Consider the following 18,730-nt stretch of genomic DNA (forward strand, 5'->3'; position numbering starts at 1 on the left):
CCCCGCGCCGGACGCCGGAACGTTGCATCCACGGTCGTGGTCGCCGCGTGCACGGAAAACGAAAAGGCCGCCCCGAGGCGGCCTTTTCATGGACTGCGACACGCAACCGGTTCAACCCGCGCGAGAGGCCTTCTTGCGGTCGTTCTCGGTCAAGTGCTTCTTGCGCAGGCGGATTTCCTTCGGCGTCACCTCGACCAGCTCGTCATCGTCGATGAAGTCGAGCGCCTGCTCCAGCGAGAACTTGATCGCCGGGGTGAGCTGGATCGCGTCGTCCTTGCCCGAGGCGCGCATGTTGGTCAGCGGCTTGGGCTTGATCGCGTTGACCGTCAGGTCGTTGTCCTTGGCGTGGATGCCGACCAACTGGCCTTCGTAAACGTTGTCGCCCTCGGCGGCGAACAGCTTGCCGCGCTCCTGCAGCGGCCCCAGCGAGTAGGCGGGGGTGGTGCCGCCGGCGTTGGCGATCATCACGCCGTTCTGGCGCTTGGCGATCTGGCCCTCTTCCTTGGGACCGTAATGGTCGAACACGTGGAACAGCAGGCCCGAACCCTGGGTCAGGGTCTTGAACTGGTTCTGGAAGCCGATCAGGCCCCGCGCCGGGATCATGTATTCCAGGCGCACGCGGCCCTTGCCGTCGGGCTCCATGTTCTTGAGCTGGCCCTTGCGCACGCCGAGGCGCTCCATCACCGGGCCCTGGTGGATCTCTTCGACGTCGACCACCAGCTGTTCGATCGGCTCCATCTTCTGGCCGTCGATCTCCTTGATGATCACTTCCGGGCGCGACACGGCGAGCTCGTAGCCCTCGCGGCGCATGTTCTCGATCAACACCGACAGGTGCAGCTCGCCGCGGCCGGAAACCAGGAACTTGTCGGCGTCCGAGCCCTGCTCGACGCGCAACGCCACGTTGTGCACCTGCTCGCGCTCGAGGCGGTCCTTGAGCTGGCGGCTGGTCAGGAACTTGCCGCCGGAAAGATCCTTGTTGCCGGCGAACGGCGAATTGTTCACCTGGAAGGTCATGCTTATGGTCGGCTCGTCGACGGTCAGCGCCGGCAGCGCCTCGGGCTTGTCCAGCGAGCAGACGGTGTCGGAGATGGTCAGGTCGGCGATGCCGGAGATCGCCACGATGTCGCCGGCCTCGGCGCTGTCCTGCTCGATGCGCTCCAGGCCCATGAAGCCCAGCACCTGCAGCACCTTGCCCTGGCGCTTCTTGCCGTGGCGGTCGATCACCGCGACCGGCATGTTCTTCTTCAGCGTGCCGCGCTGGATGCGGCCGATGCCGATCACGCCGACGAAGTTGTTGTAGTCGAGCTGGCTGATGCGCATCTGGAACGGGCCTTCCGGGTCGACCTCCGGCTTGGGCGCGTGCTGCATGATCGCTTCGTACAGCGGCGTCATGTCGCCTTCGCGGGCGTTCTCGTCCAGCGAGGCGTAGCCGTTCAGCGCCGAGGCGTAGACGATCGGGAAGTCCATCTGCTCTGGCGTGGCGCCCAGGCGGTCGAACAGGTCCCACACCTGCTCGACGACCCATTCGGGGCGCGAACCGGGACGATCGATCTTGTTGATCACCACGATCGGCTTGAAGCCCATCGCGAACGCCTTCTGCGTCACGAAGCGCGTCTGCGGCATCGGGCCGTCCATCGCGTCGACCAGGATCAGCACGGTGTCGACCATCGACAGCACGCGCTCGACCTCGCCGCCGAAGTCGGCGTGGCCGGGGGTGTCGACGATATTGATGCGATTGCCCTGCCAGGTGATGGCGGTGTTCTTGGCCAGGATGGTGATGCCGCGCTCCTTTTCCTGGTCGTTGGAGTCCATCACGCGCTCGGCCAGCACGGTGCGCTCGCTGAGCGTGCCGGACTGTTTGAGAAGCTGATCGACGAGCGTGGTCTTGCCATGGTCGACGTGGGCGACGATGGCGATGTTGCGCAGTTTTTCGATGGACATGGCACAGGCCCGGGCGGCGCTGGAGAAGCCGCCAAGTGAAGTTTCGGAGGGTTAACCGGGCAATTATACGGGCTTGCGCGATTCTGTGCCCGTGCCGGGGATGAACGGCTGCGCGCTCCGCTTTCCCCCATCCACTTGTCCTGACTTTCACCGCGGTAAACGGCGAAAACTCGCCAGGGTGGGTATCAGCGGGACCCTTGCCCGTTTACGGAGAAGGTGCCCGACCTGCCGACGCAGGAACGCCGGTGGACCGGCAAGGCGGCCCCCCGAAGGGGCGAGCTCCCATGAAAGACGCGGGTTGAGAGGACTTGCCTCAAACCACCCCGGCCACCGCGTAAGCCGCAATCACCACGAACACCGCCACCGTCTTGATCACGGTGATGGCGAAGATGTCCCGGTACGACTGCCGGTGCGTCAGCCCCGTCACCGCCAGCAGGGTGATCACCGCGCCGTTGTGCGGCAGGGTGTCCATGCCGCCCGACGCCATCGCGGCCACCCGGTGCAGCACCTCCATCGGGATCCCCGCCGCCTGCGCGTTGGCGATGAAGGTGTGCGCCATCGCCGCCAGCGCGATGCCCATGCCGCCGGAGGCCGAGCCGGTGATGCCGGCCAGCGCGGTGACGGTGACCGCCTCGTTGACCAGCGGGTGGGGGATGGCGTGCAGTGCGTCGGCCACGCGCTTGAAGCCGGGCAGGGCAGCGATCACCGCGCCGAAGCCGTACTCCGATGCCGTGTTCATCGAAGCGAGCAGAGCGCCGCCGACCGCCGCTTTGCTGCCTTCGGCGAAATGCGCGACCACCGGTCGCCAGGCGAACGCCAGCACACACAGGATGCCGGCCAGCAGCGCGCCTTCCACCGCCCAGATCGCTGCGAGCTTGGACACCTCCTGCACTACCGGTTCTACCTTGCCCACCACGCTGGGGGCGAACGACGTGCTGGCCCCGTAGGCGCGCGGGATCCAGTCGGTGAACAGCTTGTTGGCCACGCCCACCAGCACCAGCGGCAGCAGCGCGACGAGCGGATGGGCGAGACGGCCGTGCTCGAACGGCGCCGGCTCGTTGGCGAGGTTGGCGCCGTAACCCTCGCCAGCGGTGGCGGCCTTGCGCCGGCGCGATTCCAGGTAGACGAGGCCCACGACGAGTATGAACACCGAGCCCAGCGTGCCCAGCCACGGCGCGGCCCAGGCGGTGGTGCCGAAGAACGAGGTCGGGATGATGTTCTGGATCTGCGGCGTGCCGGGCAGCGAGTCCATCGTGAAGGTGAACGCGCCCAGCGCGATGGTGCCGGGGATCAGCCGCTTGGGGATGTCGCTGGCACGGAACAGCTCCGCCGCGAACGGATACACCGCGAACACCACCACGAACAGCGACACGCCGCCGTAGGTCAGCAGCGCGCACACCAGCACGATCGACAGGATCGCGCGGCTGCGCCCGACCAGGCCGATGGTGGCCGCCACGATCGCCTTGGAGAAACCCGACAGCTCGATCAGCTTGCCGAACACCGCGCCCAGCATGAACACCGGGAAGTAGAGCTTGAGGAAGCCCACCATCCTGTCCATGAACAGGCCGGTGAACATCGGCGCCACCAGCGCGGGGTCGGTCAGCAGCACCGCGCCCAGCGCCGCGATCGGGGCGAACAGGATCACGCTGTGGCCGCGGTAGGCCGCCGCCATCAGGAAGGCCAGCGCCGCCAGAACGATCAGGAAAGCCATCGAACCTTGTCCCCTTGCGGCGCGTGCGGCGCCCGGATGAGTGCCAGCCGAGTATCGGCAGCGCACCGGGGGCGCGGCACTGTACGAAGGTACAAGTGTCCGTCCGCCACCCGCTGCCTAAGCTCGGTGCATCAAGGAGCATCGCCCACCCTGTGCGTCATTCCCGCTTTCGCGGGAACGATGTCCCCGGGAGCGGGCCGCAAGGGCATTCATCGCATCCATGGCAACCTGCGCGGTTGCGTCCACAACTCAAGGGGGAGTCATGCAACGCACGCATCTGAGTCTGGCCATCGGCATGGTCATTGGCCTGGCCTTCGCCATGCCGGCGCTGGCACAGAAGTCGGGCGGCACGCCGCAGGACGACGGCAAGCCGATCCATGCCAAGCAGCTCGACCAGGTGACGGTCACCGCGCGCAAGCGCGAGGAAACCCTGCAGGACGTGCCGATCGCGGTCAGCGCCTTCACCGCGCAGTCGCTGGAAAAGCAGAACGTGCAGAACCTGTCCGACCTGCAGGGCAAGGTGCCCTCGCTGCAGATCTACGCCGCGCGCGGCTCCAACACCACGCTCACCGCCTACATCCGCGGCGTCGGCCAGGCCGACCCGACCTGGGGCTTCGACCCGGGCGTGGGCATCTACCTGGACGACGTGTACCTGGCCCGTCCGCAAGGTGCGGTGCTGGACGTGTTCGACGTCAGCCGCATCGAGGTGCTGCGCGGCCCGCAGGGCACGCTCTACGGCAAGAACACCATCGGCGGCGCGATCAAGTACGTCTCCAGCCCGCTGCCGGTGAAGACCGAAGGCTCGGCGGAAGTGACTGCCGGCACGCACGGCGAGAAGGACGTCAAGGCCAGCCTCGGCGGCGCCAGCACCGACCAGGTGTGGCGCGGCCGCATCGCCTACGCCAGCGGGCACAACGACGGCTTCGGCAAGGATGTCCTCACCGGCAGCCGCAACGGCAACAAGAACACCAACGCGGCGCGCGCCACGGTCGGCTTCTTCCCGTCCAACCAGTTCAACATGCAGTTGTCGGTCGACGGCGTGCGCGACAACTCCAACCCGCGCGGCGCCAAGATGCTCACGGTGAACAAGCTCGACCCGGCCTACCAGCCGCTGGCGAGCGACTTCGACACCCGCAGCGGCTTCGCCCAGGTCAACCACACCAAGCTCTACGGCACCGCGCTGACGATGAACTGGATCGCCAGCCCGAACTGGTCGCTGAAGTCGGTCACCGCGGTGCGCGGGTCCTATACCGACACCAACATCGACTTCGACACGCTGCCGGAGAAGATCGCGGACGTGAACGCGGTCTACAGCGACCACCAGTTCAGCCAGGAACTCCAGGCCAACTACGATGCCGGCGGCATCCTGCATGGCGTGTTCGGCGCCTACTACTTCGACGGCAGCGCCAACGGCCATATCCACAACATCTTCCTGGGCTCGCCGCCGTACTCCACGCTGGGCCTGTCGCAGTACGGCGGCACCGGCGGCAGCATGGGCACCAAGAGCTACGCCGGCTACGGCGACTTCACCTGGGACATCAGCCCCGCATGGAGCCTGGACGTGGGCCTGCGCTACACCCACGAGACCAAGACCGCGCTGATCCGGAACTTCGGCTACTCGGACGCGACCTTCACCACGCCGATCGCCACGCTGGCCAACTTCAGCGGCTCGCACGCCACCAACAACGTCTCGCCCAAGGTCTCGCTGGACTGGAGCATGAGCGACCAGGTCAAGCTCTACGCCAGCTATTCGGAAGGCTTCCACTCCGGCGGCTACAACATCCGCGCCAACTGCGTGGCGATCCCGAGCTCCTGTCGCCCGATCGACGATGAGAAGGTGCAGTCGTTCGAGCTGGGCAGCAAGATGGCCTTCTTCGACGGCGCGCTGATGATGAACACGGCGGCCTTCCGCAACGTGTACTCCAACATCCAGCTGTCGGTGTTCAGCTCCTACACGCTGCCCAACGGCAGCCAGGGCTTCTTCGGCGACTTCACCAACGCCGGCAAGGGCCACATCGACGGCCTCGAGGAAGAATTCGCCTGGAAGCCGACGGAGAACTGGACCTTCAGTGGCAACTTCGCCTACCTGCATACCAAGTACACGCAGTACATGAGCGGCGGCGTCAACGTGGCCGACAAGCAGCGGTTCACCAACGCACCCAAGTGGTCCGGCGGCCTGTCGCTGGAGAACACCACGCCGCTGTCCAACGGTGGCAGTGTCACGGCGCGGGTCAACTACACCTACCAGACCATGGTGTATCCGGAGACCACGCTTTCGCCGCTGATCGCCCAGCCCGCCTACGGCCTGTGGAACGCAGGCGTGATCTGGCAGATCAACCAGCCCTGGTCGCTCAGCCTGCAGGGCACCAACCTGGCCAACAAGTCCTACCGCACCACCGGCTACAACGTGGGCGCGCTGGGGATCTACACGGGCTTCTACGGCGCGCCGCGGATGGTCACCCTGAGCGCGAAGTACAAGTTCTGACGCAATGCCTTCCGCCTGCGGGCGGGGAGGGGCCGGGCTGCCCTCCCCGCCGCCACGGCGCTCTCCCTGCCTGCAGGCGGCGGGCGGCTATCCTGTCGCAGCGCATCCGGTAGCCGACGCGGTTTCGCCGTCGCACACCGGTGGGCTCCCACGAATCCGCGCCGGAGATCGACATGCGCAAGACCCTCGGCCTGCTGGCCGTACTGCTCGCCAGCACGCTCGTCCACGCCGGCGACGCGCCCGCCCGGTTACCCAAGTTGAATCTCGATCCGGCCCGCGTGACGGTGGCCGGGCTCTCCTCCGGCGCCTACATGGCGGCCCAGGCGCAAGTCGCCTATCCGGACATCTTCCATGGCGCGGCCATCGTGGCCGGCGGCCCGTACGGCTGCGCCGGCGGGCAACTGGCCACGGCCCTGGGCAGCTGCATGAAAGGCGCGCCGGCGCCGGACGTCGATGCGCTGGTCGCCCGCGCGCGCAAGCTTTCGGCCGACGGCAGCATCGGCCCGCTGGCGGACCTCGCCCATGCGCGCATCTACCTGCTGCACGGCAAGGACGACGCGCTGGTCGCCCCGTCGGTGGCCGAGGCCGGCGCGCGCTTCTTCGAAACATTGCGCGACGGCGAGCCAGCCCTTAAGGGCCTGCAGGTGCACGAGGACGGCCAGCGCGCCTTCGCGCACAACCTGCCGGTGGCGGAGAAGGGCGACGACTGCGGCAAGTCGGTCGCGCCGTTCCTCGGCCATTGCGGCTTCGACGCAGCTGGCGCGATCTTCCACGAGCTGTTCGGCAAACCCGCCCACGCCGCCGCCGCGCCGCGCGGTGAACTGCGCCGCTTCGACCAGGACATGCTGCGCCCCGGCGGCAAGGACGCCTTCCTCGCCAGCGAAGGCTACGTCTACCTGCCACCGGCCTGCCTCGCCGGCAAGCCCTGCGGCCTGATGGTCGCATTGCACGGTTGCAAGCAGAACGCCGACGCGGTGGGCGAAGCCTTCGTGCGCGACGCCGGCTTCAACCGCTGGGCCGACGCCTACGACGTGGCGGTGCTGTACCCTCAGACACGCGCGAGCTTCGCGCCCTTGAATCCGCAAGCATGCTGGGACTGGTGGGGATACTCCGGAGCGGACTACGACACCCGCCAGGGCGTGCAACTGCGCTGGCTGGTGGATGCCGTGCGCGCGCTGGGGTTACCGGCCAGCCGATGATGCCAGCCCTCTCTGCGCCGGGGAGAGGACGCAGACGCAGCGCCCCATGCCCAGCCCCACGCTGATCGCGCTCGCGGCCGCCTGCTGGCTGGGCCTGCTGTTCGGCGTGGCGCTCCTCGGCGAGCGCCGCCCGCATTTGTTCGAGAAGCGCTGGGCGATCGTCTACGCACTGTCGCTGGCGATCCACTGCACCTCCTGGACCTTCTACGGCACGGTCACCCAGGCCAGCCGCTCGGGCTGGTGGCTGCCGCCGACCTTCGTCGGCGCGATCCTGATGTACCTGCTGGCGATCGGCGTGCTGCGCCGGCTGGTGGAGCTGGCGCGCCAGTACAACGCCGGCTCCCTGGCCGACCTGATCGCGGTGCGGCTGGGCCGCCACTCGGGGTTGGCGGCGCTGGTCACCATGGTGGTGGTGCTGGGCATCGTCCCGTACATCGCCCTGCAGCTCAAAGCCGTGGCGATGAGCTACATGCTGCTCGGCCACGGCCAGCTCGCCGAATCGGAACCGTGGCAGGACAGCGCGCTCTACATCGCCCTGCTGATGGCGCTGTTCGCCATGCTGTTCGGCACCCGCCGCGCCTCCACCACCGCGCACAACCGCGGGCTGGTGCTGGCGATGGCGTTCGAGTCGCTGTTCAAGCTGGGCGCGATGCTGGCGCTGGGCTCGCTGCTGTTCGCGCCGCTGCCGGCCGGGTTGCCGTCGATGCCGCAGCTGCCGCACGAGAGCAACGGTTTCCCCGCGCTGATCCTGCTCGGCGCGCTGGCGATGTTCACTCTGCCGCACCAGTTCCACGCCGGTGTGGTCGAGTGCCGCGATGGCGATCACCTGCGCACCGCGCGCTGGCTGTTTCCGCTGTACATGTTGCTGATCGCGCTGCCGATCCTGCCGCTGGCGAAGCTGGGCGATGCCTGGCTGGGTCCCAGCGGCGTGCCGTCGGATCTCTACGTGCTCGCGCTGCCGCTGGCGCGCGAGCAGCACGGCCTGGCGCTGGTGGCCTTCCTCGGAGGCTTGAGCGCCGCGACCAGCATGGTGGTGGTCGCCACGCTCGCGCTCAGCCTGATGATCGTCAACCACTTCATCGCCCCGCTGCGCGTGCGCGCCGGCTGGGGGCGCGACGAGCGCGGCGATCTGCGCGGCGAGGTGATCAACCAGCGTCGCGTGGCGATCGTCGTGGTGATCCTGCTCGCCTGGGGCTACAGCCGCGTGCTGGCCAGCCACGAGGCGCTGGCCGACATCGGTGCGATTTCGTTCTCCGCGCTGGCCGGCCTGGCGCCGGCGCTGCTCGCCGCGGTGTACCGGCCGCAGCTCGGGCCGCGCGCGGTCACCGCGGGCCTGGCCAGCGGCACGCTGGTATGGCTCTACGTGGTGCTGCCCTCGCTGTGGCCTGCGCTGCCGCCGGCGCTGCTGCAGGGGCCACTCGGGATCAGTTGGCTGGCGCCGGGGCGGCTGCTGGGGTTGGGCGAATGGAGCCAGCTGGGCCGCGCGGTGGTGCTCAGCCTGGCGGCGAACCTGGCAGTGATGTGGCTGGTGGCGCAATCGCGCTACGGCCAGGCCGCACGCGCCGCGGGCGTGGGCGACGTCGGGGTGGCCGAGCTGCGTGCGCTGGCCGAACGCTTCCTGCCGCCAGAGCGCGTGGTGCACCTGTTCGCCGCGGCGCCGGCGCAGGGCGCGGCCGGACGCGTGCGCGTCGATGCGGTGGAGCACGAACTGGCCGCCGTGATCGGCGCGGCCTCGGCGCGGCTGCTGCTGGAGGTGGTCCACCGCGAAGGCCGCGCGCAGCTGGACGCGGTCGCCGCCATCGTCGGCGAGGCCACCCAGGACCTGCGCTTCAACCAGCGCGTGCTGGAGGCGGCCCTGGAGAACATGAGCCAGGGCATCTGCGTGGTGGACGCCGAGTTGCGCGTGGTGGCCTGGAACCGCTGCTACGCGCGGCTGTTCCAATACCCGGACGACCTGCTGCAGATCGGCCGGCCGGTGGCCGACCTCAGCCGCTTCATCATCGGCGAAGGCCTGATCGGCGAAGGCGACGTGGAGGCGCGCGTGCAGCGCCGCCTCAGGCACATGCGCGCTGGCACGCGGCACCTGTCCGAACGGCGCTTTCCCGACGGCACCATCGTGGAGATCCGCGGCAACCCGATGCCCGGCGGCGGCTTCGTCGCCACCTTCACCGACGTCACCGCCTTCCGCCAGGCCGAGGAGGCCTTGAAGAAGGTCAACGAGACGCTGGAGCTGCGCGTGGAGGAACGCACCCGCGCACTCGCCGCCGCCAGCGCCGAGGCGCAGCGCGCCAACGAGGCGAAGAGCCGCTTCCTCGCCGCCGTGACGCACGACCTGATGCAGCCGCTGCACGCGGCGCAGCTGTTCGCGCACACGCTGACCGAGCAAGGCGCCGACGTGGCCACCGCCGCCAATCTCAACGGCGCGCTGGCTGCCACCGAAGGCCTGCTCGCCGGATTGCTTGACATCGCGCGGCTGGAAGGTGGCCGCCTGCGCCCACAGCCACGCACGTTCGCGCTGGCCGAAGTGCTCGACCCGCTCGCTGCCGAATTTCGCGCCATCGCGCGCGACCGCGGCGTGCAGCTGGACGTGGTCGGCACGCGCGCCTGGGTGCATTCGGACCCGCAACTGCTGCGCCGCGTGCTGCAGAACTTCCTCTCCAACGCCTTGCGCTACGCCGAGCGCGGCCGCGTGCTGCTGGGCGTGCGCCGCAGCGGTTCGCGATTGCGCGTGGAGGTGTGGGACACCGGCCCGGGCATCGCGCCGGAGGAGCGCGCGATGATCTTCCAGGAGTTCCGCCGCGGCAGCGCCGCGGGCGGGCAGGGACTGGGGCTGGGCCTGTCGATCGCCCAGCGCATGGCCGGGTTGCTGGGCCACCCACTGGGGTTGCGCTCCTGGCCCGGCCGCGGCAGCGTGTTCGACCTGGGCGTGCCGCTGGCGCGCAGCCCGGGACCGGCGCGGGCCGCCGCCGCGGAACCCCGGCCGCTGCCGGCCGGCCGTGCACTGGTGCTGGACAACGAGCCGGCCGCGCTCGCCGCGCTCGGCAGCCTGCTGGCGACCTGGGGCTGGGACGTGCACGCCGCGCGCGATGCGGACCAGGCCATGGCCGCGCCGTGGCAGCCGGACCTGCACATCCTGGACTACCACCTCGACGGCGGCCGCACCGGCTGGGAGGTTTGGCAGGCGCTAAGTGCCCGCCATCCCGACGTGCCCACCGTAATGCTCACTGCCGACCGCGACGGCGAACTGCGCCAGCGCCTCCAAGACGTCGGCATCGGCGTGCTCTACAAGCCGCTCAAGCCGCTGGCGCTGCGCCAGTTGCTGCAACGGGTGGCCGCCGCGCGAGCCTGAGGCTGCTCTAGTGAGGCGGCTCTAGGCCGCGACGTACTCGCCCATACGCGTGCGCGGGCGCACCGCGAGCGTGGTCTCGCCACTGATCAGCTGCAGCTCGCCGTCCTGCACCAGGCATTGCAGGCGCATGCCGCGGTCGCACAGCGCGGCCAGCTGGCGCACGGTCGCCTCGTCCAGGTCGAGCACGGTGAGGTTGTCGTTGCGCGCGAGCGCGGCGCCAACCTTGTCCCACCAGACATCTGCGGCGTGCCCGGCGTAGTTGATCACCACCACCTGGCGCGCGCGCCCGCAGGCCTTGCGGAGGCGCGCTTCGTCCGGCTGGCCGAGCTCGATCCACTGCTCCACCTCGTCGGTGTAGGCGCGCCGCCACAGCGCCGGCTCGTCCTCGTCGCTGAGGCCCCTGCCGAATTCCAGCCGCTCGTCGGCATAGAGCGCGAACGCCAGCAGCCGCACCATCAGTCGCTCCTCGGTTTCGGACGGGTGCCGGGCGAGGGTCAGCGCGTGGGTCGCGTAGTAGTGCCGGTCCATGTCGCTGATCGACAGCTCGGCTTTGTGGATGGTGGCGTTGAGGGCCATGGGTGGGTCTGCCGCAAAGGAATCGGCCATTGTACGCTGCGCGTTCCGAGGGCTTGCCGGGCAGCGGCTAAGCTGGGCGCATGATCCGCGCCGATACGCCCAGCACCCTGCATTTGCCTCCTGGCGACTTCGCCACCGTGCTCGATGCCCTGTGCTCGCACTTCCCGCGGATCGAACGCGCGTGTTGGCAGGACCGCATGCGCCGCGGACGCGTACTCGACGCCCACGGTCAGCCGATCGATGAAGGCACGCCCTGCCGCGTCGGCATGCCGGTGCGGTACTTCCGCGAGGTGGCGAACGAGCCGGCGGTTCCCGGCGAGGAGCTCGTGTTGCATGCGGACGAGCACCTGGTGGTGGTCGACAAGCCGCACTTCCTGCCGGTGATCCCGGCCGGCGGCTACGTGCGGCAGACCCTGCTCGCGCGGCTGGTGCAGCGGCTGGGCAACCCGGCGCTGGTGCCGTTGCATCGGCTGGATCGCGACACTGCCGGCCTGGTGCTGTTCTCGGCGCAGCCGGCCACGCGTGATGCCTATCTTTCGCTGTTCCGCGAGCGGCGCATCGTCAAGCGCTACGAGGCGCTGGCGCCGCCACTGCCACAGCTCGAGTTTCCCTGTGTGCACCGCTCGCGCCTGGAGGTCGGCGACCCGTTCTTCCGCATGCGCGAGGTGGCGGGTGAACCGAACAGCCGGACGCGCATCGAGGTGGTCGAGCGCGGCTCGCGGCTATGGCGATACGCGCTCGAACCGCTTACCGGCCGCAAGCACCAGTTGCGCGTGCACATGGCTTCGCTCGGGGCGCCGATCTGCAACGATCGCTTCTATCCGCAATTGCAGGAGCGCCGCGAAGACGATCCAAGCCGGCCGCTGCAATTGTTGGCGAGCGGGCTGGCGTTCGTCGATCCGGTGAGCGGGCAGGCGAGGGAGTTCCGTAGTGGGCGGGTGCTGGTCTCGCGGAACTGAAGCCTTGCCTCAGCCCAGCGCCGATAGCACCCGTGCCGGCTTACCCAGATCAAGCGACCGCAACAACAACCCCGCCTGCGTGCGGTTGCGCACGCCGAGCTTCTCGAAGATCGCCGTCACGTGCGCCTTCACCGTGCGCTCCTGGATCGCCAGCCGGTCGGCAATCTGCTTGTTGAGCAGGCCCTCGCCGATCAGCGCCAGCACTCGGTATTGCTGCTCGGTCAGGCGCGCCAGGCGCGCGGCGAGGTCGGTGTCCTGCGGGTCCGGCGCCAGGGCGGCGACCGCGTCGGCGAGGTCGCGCGGCAGCCAACTGCCGCAATCGAGCACGGTACGGATCGCCTGGCCGATCTGCGCAGGGCTGGCGCTCTTGGGAATGAAGCCGGCGGCGCCGTGGTCCAGCACGCGCCGCACGGTGCGCGGTTCGTCGTGCGCGGACACCACCAGCACCGCCACGCCCGGGTGTTGCGCGCGCAGCGCCGCCAGGCCGGACAGGCCCTGGCTGCCGGGCATGTGCAGGTCCAGCAGCACCAGGTCGGTGTCCTGCGTGGCCGCCAGTGCGGCCAGCACACCGCCAAGGTCGGCCGCTTCCTGCACCTCGCAGCCCTCGACGGCCGAGGTCGCGGCCTGGCGTAGGGCCGCGCGAAACAGCGGATGGTCGTCGGCGATCAGCAGGGCAGGCATGGCGCGACGGTAGCGGGCCGGGGCGTTCGCGTCGAGATCACGCGCAGGCCGCCGGGGAGCGGGCTGGACCTTCGTACGATGGCGGACCGAAACGCGCTTGCTAAGGTGCGGGGATGAACGCGTCCGCGAAACGCCTGGTCTTCCTGCTGCTGCCGGTGCTGGCCACCGGTTGCGCCCGCACGGCCGTGGAGCCTGCCATGTCCCGTCCCGACTTCGTGCGCGGCGAGCCGCGCGTCACCGTGCACCGCGACCATGACGACCTGCTCAGCGCTGGCCTGGGCCTGGCCGGCCTGGCGGGCACGCCGGTGCCGTTCGCCGATCCGGCCCATCCGACCGCCCCCGAGTTGCGCCGACGCGCGATCCAGGCGAGCTGGAAAGGCATCGCCGACCTCGGCCCGCTGGGCGGCTACGGCCAGGCCTACGGCGCCGTGCCGGCGGTTCCGGGGCGCGAGTACCAGGCCTTCGCGTGGGTTCCCGGCGCAAGGCAGCCGCACCGCGTGCTGCTGCAGGTGCCGGACGGCTTCGACCAGGCGAAGCGCTGCCTGGTGGTCACCGCCTCGTCCGGTTCGCGCGGCATCTACGGCGCGATCGCGCTGGCCGGCGCCTGGGGCCTGCCGCGCGGCTGCGCGGTGGCCTATACGGACAAAGGCGCCGGCAGCGGTTTCTTCGACTACGCCGACGACAGCGGCGTCGCGCTGGACGGCCGGCGCGCCAGGCGCGGCGAGGCGGAGCTTGAGTTCACTCCCCCGCCGCTCTCGGCCGGCGCGGGCGTCGCGGTCAAGCACCTGCATTCGGGCGACAACCCGGAGGCTGACTGGGGGCGCCATGTATTGCAGGCAGCGCGCTTCGGCCTGGCCATGCTCGACCGCGCCTATCCCGAGCAGGCGCCGTTCACGCCGCAGAACACGCACATCATCGCGACCGGGCTGTCCAACGGCGGCGGCGCGGTGCTGCAAGCGGCGGGGCTGGATGACGCACACCTGCTCGCGGGTGTCGTCGCGCTGGAGCCTAACGTGCAACTGGCCGGGCAGGGCCGCCCGTTCTACGACTACGCTACCGAGGCGGCGATCTGGCTGCCCTGCGCGCTGACCGATGCGAGCTTCGACGCCACGCCGTTCGCCCGCGCACCGATGACGCGCGGCTGGCCGCAGCGCTGCGCCAGCCTGCATGCGCAGGGTCTGCTCACGGCCGCCACACCCGCCGCCCAGGCGGCGCAAGCCTACGAGCACCTGCGCGCCGCAGGCTGGACCGACAACGCGATGCAGGTCGCCGCCACCACCACCGCCTTCGACCTTTGGCGCGCGATCACCGCGGGCTACGCCTCGGCCTACCTGCGTCGCGATGCGGCTCACATGCCCTGCGGCTTCCGCTATGCCGGGATGAAGGCGGACGGCCAGCCGGGCGTCGCCGATACCGCCACGCGCGCGGCCTGGTGGTCGGACAGCGCGGGAATCCCGCCGGGCAACGGCATCGGTCTGTTGGGCGGTACCGATGCTTCGACCGATCCCACTCTCGCCGGCGAGCGATGCCTGCGCGCGCTATGGGACGGCGACGGCGCCGATTCGCGCGCGTTGCGTGCCGGCATCGATGCCACGGCCGCACGGTTGCCGCGTACCGACCTGCCGCTGTGGGTGGTCCACGGCGCGGACGACGGCCTGCTGCCGACGGCCTTCACCTCCGAGCCCTACGTCGCCTGGCTGCGCGCAGAGGGCCGCCGGCCGCTTTACTGGAAGGTGCCGCACGCGCAGCACTTCGACGCCTTCCTGCCGCTGCCGGGCTTCGGCGAGCGACACCTGCCGCTGCTGCCCTATGGGTACGCCGCGCTGGATCGGCTGTGGGCGCATCTGTATGAAGGTGCGCCCTGGCCCACCCAGTCATCCACGCCTAAGGGGCAGCCGCGCGGCGCGCGGTCGCTCACGCCGGCCATGCTCGGCCTGGGAGCGAACTGACCCGCGCATCGCATCGCTTCGGCAACGGTCTTGTGCCCGGTGCGCCAATGCACGCATAGTCGGGAGCACCGCCATTCGCCGATGCAGGGACCGATCCGCATGCGGGTACGCCTGGAAGATGTGGCACGCGCCGCGGGGGTGTCGCCCAAGACCGTCTCGCGCGTGCTCAATGACGAAGCCAACGTGCGTGCGCCCACGCGCGAGAAGGTGCTTGCCGCGATGGCGGCGATGGACTACCGCCCGCACCAGTCGGCGCGCAGCCTTGCGAGCAACCGTTCGTTCCTGATCGCCGCGCTCTACGATAACCCCTCGTCCAATTACCTGACCGAGATCCAGGCGGGCGTGCTGGAAGCCTGCGATCTGTACCACTACAGCATGATGCTGCGGCCCCTGCACGTCAGTGCGGAGGATTTCGTCGAACGCGTCGATCGCCTGATCTCCCACCATCGTCCCGATGGCCTGGTGCTGACCCCGCCGATCACCGACCATCCCGGCCTGCTGCAGCGTCTGCGTGAACGGCGGGTGCTGTATGCCAGCATTTCGCCGATCGAGCACAAGGGCACCATCGGTGCCTTCATCGACGAGCCGGAGGCGGTGCGCCGCATGATGGCGACGCTGCTGTCGCTGGGGCACCGGCGCATCGCCCACGTGATCGGCCACCCCGACCATGGCGCCAGCCAGTGGCGTCTGGCCGGCTACCGGCAGGCCCTGGCCGAGGCCGGGTTGCAGTGCGATCCCGCACTGGAAGTGGCGGGCGATTTCTCCTTCGGTTCGGGCGTGGCGGCAGCGCGGCGGCTGTTCTCGCTGCCGCGTGGGCGCGGGCCGACCGCGGTGTTCGCCGCCAACGACGACATGGCTGCCGGCGTGATCTGGGCGGCCGGCGAGCATGGCCTTTCGGTGCCCGCCGACGTGTCGGTCTGTGGTTTCGACGACACGCCCATCGCGCGCCAAATCTGGCCCGCGCTGACCACCATCCACCAGCCCAGCCGCGAGATGGGGCGCATCGCCGCCCTGCAGCTGATGGAAAGCCTGCGGGGCCGCGGGCCTGGCGCCATGGTGCGGGCGCCGTTTTCACTGGAATTGCGCGAATCCACCGCTCGGGCGGCCTGAACCGAGGCGCTTTTCACGGTCATCCGGGCCATGTTGCACGGCAAATTGACAGCGCTGTCACACCAAGGCAAGTATTGCCACGCCTGCGACGGACCGTCGCAGGAGCTGGGGAAAGTAGGGGCAAAACAAAACGGCGAAGCGGCGAAGCTGCTGTCGGCAGCTGACGCCGTCGAACGGACATCGACCTCACTGGGGAGCGAAGCTGATGAACAAGCACGTGCGACTGGCCTTATCCGCGGCGATAGCCGCCTGCCTGATGCCTGGCCTTGCGCTGGCGCAAAACGACCAGGCGCAGACCACCGCGCCGCCTGCCAAATCCAGGGCGAAGGCGCAGCAGCCCAGCGCCGCCAACGCCAAGAGCCTCGAGCAGGTGGTGGTCACGGGCAACACCGCCACCGGCGGCCTGAAGAAGATCGACACCAGCTACACGGTGACGACGGCTACGGCCGAGCAGATCCGCATGGCCAATCCAAAGAGCACGGCCGATCTCCTGAAGATCGCGCCGGGCCTGTGGCCCGAATCCACCGGCGGCCAGACCGGCGCCAACATCGAGATCGCCGGCTTCCCCGGCGGCGGCGACGCGCCGTTCAACACGGTGCAGATGATGGGCTCGCCGCTGTACGGCATGCCCACGCTGTCGTTCTTCGAGCAGACCTCGATCTTCCGCCTGGACGACACCGTCGACCGCGTCGAGATCATCCAGGGCGGCCCTTCGGTGGTGTTCGCCGACGGCCAGATCGGCGCCAGCGAAAACTTCATCCTCAAGCAGGGCACCGAGGTGCCCTCCGGCAGCGTCGGCGTGACCTACGGCAGCGAAGACCTCAAGCGCTTCGACACCTTCGTCGGCTTCCCGGTGGCCAAGGACTGGTACGGCAGCGTCGGCGGCTTCTATCGCACATCCAGGGGAGTGCGTGATCCGCAGTTCGCGGCGGACAAGGGCGGCCAGCTCACCGGCACGCTGACCCACGACAGCGACAACGGCACGCTGACGCTGTACGCGCGCTACCTCAACGACCGCAACCAGTTCATCACGCCGATCCCGCTGATCCAGAGCGGTACCGACCAGTTCAGCGCCTACCCGGGCTTCGATCCGCTCACCGACACCTACTATGGCAAGGCGATCCAGCACGTGTTCCTGCGCGGCTATCCCGGCGGCGGGCACGATGCCAACCTCGGCAACGGCCGCGGCGCCAAGGTCGCCTTCTTCGGTGGCAACTTCGATTATGACCTGGGCAATGGCTGGAACCTGTCGGACAAGTTCCTGCTCGACGGCGGCGACGTAAACACCAATGCGCTGTTCTCCGGCACCAATCCGGGCAGTCTCAACGACATGCTCTACACCAACCAGAGCCAGATCGGCGCGTTCAACCTGACGCCGGGCTCGGCCACCGCCACCTACGTCGGCGGCGGCGCGGTCGACCCCAACCAGAGCGTGATCCACCAGGGCTGGTGGTTCATCCACAAGCACCTGAAGAACATCAACAACGATTTCCGCCTGAGCAAGGAAATCTTCGAGGGCAACACCCTCACCGCCGGCGTCTACCTGGCGCACTACACGATGGACGACAAGTGGGCGCTGGGCAACCAGATGCTCATGACCAACACGCCCAACGCGCGGCCGATCACCGTCACCTACGTCGACCCCAGCGGCCTCAACTACCTGACCGACAACCAGGGCTTCCTCGACTACGGCGGCTACAACATCGCCCAGCACGGTGTCGCCAACAACCGTGCGTTCTACCTGTCCGACGTGTGGCGCGCGGGCAAGTGGCTGATCGACCTGTCCGGGCGCGTCGAGAACCAGAACGCCTACAACGACGTCTGCAACCTGACCAACCAGAACCTGGACGGCAATCCCAACACCAAGTACGACAACAGCGTTCCGGTGTGCAACGGCACCTTCGCGCATACCCGCTACGACAAGACCCATCCCTCGTGGACCTTCGGCGTGAACTACGAGCTCGCCGACAACATGAGCGTGTACATCCGTGCCAACAAGGGCGCTCATTTCGACGACTTCGACAACGGCATCCGCGGCAACACCACGGGCAACACGGCGCCGATGCAGAAGATCCAGAACTTCGAGGGCGGCTTCAAATACCAGAGCCAGCAGTGGTTCCTGGACATCAGCGCCTACCACCGCCAGTTCATCGGCCTGCTCTACCAGCCGACCGACGCGGCGGGCGTGCCCAACGGCCCGCAGCGGACCTACGGTTCCGATTCCAAGGGCGTCAACATCAACACGGCCTGGAGCCCGATCGAGAACCTCAAGTTCCAACTGGTCGGCAACTACCTGGACGGCCACTACTCGCACAACAGCTCGTGCCTGCCCTACACCAACCCGGTCGCCGGCAACGGTTGCGCGCTGATCGACGGTGTGCAGCTGCAGCGCCAGCCGAAGCTGCGCTACATGTTCACGCCCAGCTACAAGATCCCGTTCAGCTGGGGCGACGTGCTCGCCTTCGTCACCTACACCCACGTGGGCCCGCACACGCAGGACATCTCCGGCCTGCAGCAGCTGGGCAGCTACCACACCTGGGACTTCGGCGTGGTCGCCAACGTCCAGCAGAACTGGCAGATCCGCCTGCAGGGCACCAACATGACCAACGAGCTGGGCCTGACCGAGAGTAATTCGCGCATCTTCGGTTCGGCCGCCGGCACCACCGGCGTGATCCTCGCCCGTCCGCTGGAGGGGCGTGAGGTCAACCTGCAAGTCAAGTACATGTTCTGAGTTCGACCCGGATCGCCTGTGTCCCGCCGCGAGGCGGGC

The 18,730-nt window shown here is 68.9% G+C and carries 11 protein-coding genes; 7 read left to right on the forward strand and 4 right to left on the reverse strand.

All coding sequences use genetic code 11. The features are described from left to right. Window positions 1-111: 111 nt before the first annotated feature. Window positions 112-1,941, reverse strand: a complete 1,830-nt coding sequence (typA, locus tag VGU65_RS07950) for a translational GTPase TypA (protein WP_327474444.1) — start codon at window positions 1,939-1,941, stop codon at window positions 112-114. 313 nt (window positions 1,942-2,254) lie between these two features. Beyond that, window positions 2,255-3,652 carry a GntP family permease gene (locus tag VGU65_RS07955; protein ID WP_327474446.1) on the reverse strand — a complete coding sequence of 466 codons (1,398 nt, stop codon included), beginning with the start codon at window positions 3,650-3,652 and terminating at the stop codon, window positions 2,255-2,257. Window positions 3,653-3,914: 262 nt separating this feature from the next. Here VGU65_RS07955 and VGU65_RS07960 point away from each other — a divergent pair, with 262 nt between their 5' ends. From VGU65_RS07960 to VGU65_RS07970, 3 genes are all read left to right on the forward strand, one after another. Next, entirely contained in the window at window positions 3,915-6,137 is a 2,223-nt protein-coding gene (locus VGU65_RS07960; RefSeq protein ID WP_327474448.1) for a TonB-dependent receptor, read from the forward strand. Window positions 6,138-6,310: 173 nt separating this feature from the next. Further along, window positions 6,311-7,336 (forward strand): extracellular catalytic domain type 2 short-chain-length polyhydroxyalkanoate depolymerase, encoded by a 1,026-nt coding sequence (locus tag VGU65_RS07965; protein WP_327474450.1) that lies wholly within the window; start codon window positions 6,311-6,313, stop codon window positions 7,334-7,336. Window positions 7,337-7,382: 46 nt separating this feature from the next. Continuing rightward, window positions 7,383-10,685 carry a hybrid sensor histidine kinase/response regulator gene (locus VGU65_RS07970; protein WP_327474451.1) on the forward strand — a complete coding sequence of 1,101 codons (3,303 nt, stop codon included), beginning with the start codon at window positions 7,383-7,385 and terminating at the stop codon, window positions 10,683-10,685. A gap of 21 nt (window positions 10,686-10,706) precedes the next feature. Here the strand turns inward: VGU65_RS07970 and VGU65_RS07975 are convergent, their stop codons facing one another. Further along, the gene (locus tag VGU65_RS07975) at window positions 10,707-11,261 is read right to left on the reverse strand and encodes a YaeQ family protein (protein ID WP_327474453.1); all 555 of its coding nucleotides are present in this window, start codon (window positions 11,259-11,261) and stop codon (window positions 10,707-10,709) included. A gap of 80 nt (window positions 11,262-11,341) precedes the next feature. Between VGU65_RS07975 and VGU65_RS07980 the strand changes: the two genes are divergently transcribed. Continuing rightward, on the forward strand, window positions 11,342-12,220 hold the full coding sequence (locus VGU65_RS07980) for a pseudouridine synthase (protein WP_327474455.1): 879 nt from the start codon (window positions 11,342-11,344) through the stop codon (window positions 12,218-12,220). A gap of 9 nt (window positions 12,221-12,229) precedes the next feature. Here VGU65_RS07980 and VGU65_RS07985 read toward each other — a convergent pair whose 3' ends face one another. Beyond that, entirely contained in the window at window positions 12,230-12,901 is a 672-nt protein-coding gene (locus VGU65_RS07985) for a response regulator transcription factor (protein WP_327474457.1), read from the reverse strand. Window positions 12,902-13,014: 113 nt separating this feature from the next. Between VGU65_RS07985 and VGU65_RS07990 the strand changes: the two genes are divergently transcribed. The 3 genes from VGU65_RS07990 (at window position 13,015) to VGU65_RS08000 (ending at window position 18,691) form a co-directional block, all read left to right on the forward strand. Next, a complete protein-coding gene (locus VGU65_RS07990) occupies window positions 13,015-14,850 on the forward strand; it encodes a 3-hydroxybutyrate oligomer hydrolase family protein (protein ID WP_327474459.1) in 1,836 nt (611 codons plus the stop codon). A gap of 99 nt (window positions 14,851-14,949) precedes the next feature. Continuing rightward, complete coding sequence (locus tag VGU65_RS07995) at window positions 14,950-15,960, forward strand: LacI family DNA-binding transcriptional regulator (RefSeq protein WP_327474461.1); 1,011 nt, start codon at window positions 14,950-14,952, stop codon at window positions 15,958-15,960. Between the two features lie 205 nt (window positions 15,961-16,165). Beyond that, entirely contained in the window at window positions 16,166-18,691 is a 2,526-nt protein-coding gene (locus tag VGU65_RS08000) for a TonB-dependent receptor (RefSeq protein WP_327474463.1), read from the forward strand. Window positions 18,692-18,730 lie beyond the last annotated feature (39 nt).

The sequence above is a fragment of the Frateuria sp. genome (assembly GCF_035943815.1).
In the GTDB taxonomy this organism is placed as follows: Bacteria; Pseudomonadota; Gammaproteobacteria; order Xanthomonadales; family Rhodanobacteraceae; genus Frateuria_A.

Coding starts and splice junctions, on each gene's coding strand:
- VGU65_RS07975 (WP_327474453.1), bottom strand. CDS start 11,261: ATGGCCCTCAACGCCACCATCCACAAAGCCGAGCTGTCGATCAGCGAC.
- VGU65_RS07985 (WP_327474457.1), bottom strand. CDS start 12,901: ATGCCTGCCCTGCTGATCGCCGACGACCATCCGCTGTTTCGCGCGGCC.
- VGU65_RS08000 (WP_327474463.1), top strand. CDS start 16,166: ATGAACAAGCACGTGCGACTGGCCTTATCCGCGGCGATAGCCGCCTGC.
- VGU65_RS07965 (WP_327474450.1), top strand. CDS start 6,311: ATGCGCAAGACCCTCGGCCTGCTGGCCGTACTGCTCGCCAGCACGCTC.
- VGU65_RS07970 (WP_327474451.1), top strand. CDS start 7,383: ATGCCCAGCCCCACGCTGATCGCGCTCGCGGCCGCCTGCTGGCTGGGC.
- VGU65_RS07955 (WP_327474446.1), bottom strand. CDS start 3,652: ATGGCTTTCCTGATCGTTCTGGCGGCGCTGGCCTTCCTGATGGCGGCG.
- VGU65_RS07995 (WP_327474461.1), top strand. CDS start 14,950: ATGCGGGTACGCCTGGAAGATGTGGCACGCGCCGCGGGGGTGTCGCCC.
- typA (WP_327474444.1), bottom strand. CDS start 1,941: ATGTCCATCGAAAAACTGCGCAACATCGCCATCGTCGCCCACGTCGAC.
- VGU65_RS07960 (WP_327474448.1), top strand. CDS start 3,915: ATGCAACGCACGCATCTGAGTCTGGCCATCGGCATGGTCATTGGCCTG.
- VGU65_RS07990 (WP_327474459.1), top strand. CDS start 13,015: ATGAACGCGTCCGCGAAACGCCTGGTCTTCCTGCTGCTGCCGGTGCTG.
- VGU65_RS07980 (WP_327474455.1), top strand. CDS start 11,342: ATGATCCGCGCCGATACGCCCAGCACCCTGCATTTGCCTCCTGGCGAC.